The organism is Bacillus sp. SM2101 (genome assembly GCF_018588585.1).
In the GTDB taxonomy this organism is placed as follows: Bacteria; Bacillota; Bacilli; order Bacillales; family SM2101; genus Nanhaiella; species Nanhaiella sioensis.
In genome coordinates this window covers 1-1,722 of the sequence record NZ_JAEUFG010000089.1, presented here as the reverse complement: position 1 = coordinate 1,722, position 1,722 = coordinate 1, and the positions used below count along the sequence as shown (strand labels likewise).

Genomic DNA, 1,722 nt, shown 5'->3' with positions numbered 1-1,722 from the left:
CTTACAGATTTTCACGAACGGGAAAGCCCACTCCTTAAGGTGTGGGATGGTAGTGAGATCAGATACGGTGTAGCTTCTGCTACATTAAGTATCTGAAATTCCCTACATTGTTTGTTGCAGTAAAACACTAAAACTGATAAATTAATGTTATGGAAGAATATAGAAGAACCAAGACTACTGTTTCATTAATTAACTATCATTTTGTTTTCTGCCCACGGTATAGGCGAAAGATATTCCTTCAAACAAAGGTTGAAGAACGTTTTAAGCAGTTGGTTCAAGAAATATGTGAAGAATTGGACATTCAAATTATTGCTATTGAATGTGATAAAGACCACTCTCATTTATTTCTTAATGCTTTGCCGACATTAAGTCCTGCTGATATTATGGCAAAAATTAAAGGAGTGACTTCTAGTACATTGAGGAAGGAGTTTCCTCATCTTCAACACTTGCCGAGCTTATGGACACGTTCTTATTTCGTTTCAACTGCTGGAAATGTATCAAGTCAAACGATTAAAAGATACGTTGAACAACAAAAAACAAGGGGGTGAGACTGTGAAACAAACAATCACTGTGAAAATTAAATTGCTTCCAACAAAAGAACAAGCCGATGTTTTAACCAAGATGAGCTATGAGTATATTTCTGCAATTAATACACTCATTTCAGAAATGGTAGAAGAAAAGAAAAGTACAAAGAAAACAAGTAAGCACGTAAATGCCATCCTACCGAGTGCTGTAAAAAACCAAGCTATTAAGGATGCGAAAAGTGTATTTTCTACAAAGATAAAGAAAAGTAAATATAAAATAATTCCTGTTCTTAAACAGCCTGTTTGTGTATGGAATAACCAAAACTATTCATTCGATTTTGAAAATATTTATCTACCATTAATGTTGAACGGTAAATCTAAAAAAGTCCCTGTTCGTGCTTTATTAGTAGATAAAAAGAATCGTAACTTTGACTTGTTAAAACATAAGTTAGGCACACTACGTATCACTAAAAAATCAAACAAATGGATTGCCCAAATTTCTGTCACTATTCCTACTGAATATAGGAATGGAACAAAAGTGATGGGCGTTGATTTAGGGTTGAAAGTCCCTGCCGTAGCTGTAACAGATAACAACAAAACTAAATTCTTTGGTAATGGTAGAAAAAATAAGTATGTTAAACGGTATTTTAGAAAGAACAGACAACGCTTGGGTAAGGCTAAAAAACTACAAGCTATTCGCAAACTCGATGATAAGGAACAACGATATATGAAAGACCAAGACCACAAAATAAGTCGCGCAATTGTTAATTTTGCGATTGATAATCAAATTTCTGTTATTCGTTTAGAACAATTAACGAATATTAGGCAAACGGCAAGAACAAGCCGTAAAAACGAAAAGAATCTACATACATGGTCTTTTTATCGTTTAGCTCAATTCATTGAATATAAAGCGAATTTAGTTGGTATCAAAGTCGAGTATGTCAATCCAGCTTATACGTCGCAAGCTTGCCCTAATTGTTCGAAACAAAATAAAGCTAAAGACAGAAACTATAAGTGTTCGTGTGGGTTCGAAACCCATCGAGATAGAGTCGGTGCAATGAACATTCGTTATGCACCTGTGATTGATGGTAATAGTCAATCAGCCTAAGATGCTATATGCACTGTCTTAGGAAGGGTAATGGCATACCCTAATCTCGAGGTCATACTCCGATAGCAGAAATGCACTTCGGTTTAATCA

Annotated in this window: 2 protein-coding genes; both read left to right on the top strand. The window is 34.9% G+C overall.

Annotated features, from left to right (window positions below):
• Nucleotides 1-149: 149 nt before the first annotated feature.
• Nucleotides 150-548 (top strand): IS200/IS605 family transposase, encoded by a 399-nt coding sequence (gene tnpA / locus JM172_RS24325; RefSeq protein ID WP_214484953.1) that lies wholly within the window; start codon nt 150-152, stop codon nt 546-548.
• Nucleotides 549-552: 4 nt separating this feature from the next.
• A complete protein-coding gene (locus JM172_RS24320; RefSeq protein WP_214484952.1) occupies nt 553-1,632 on the top strand; it encodes an RNA-guided endonuclease TnpB family protein in 1,080 nt (359 codons plus the stop codon).
• Nucleotides 1,633-1,722 lie beyond the last annotated feature (90 nt).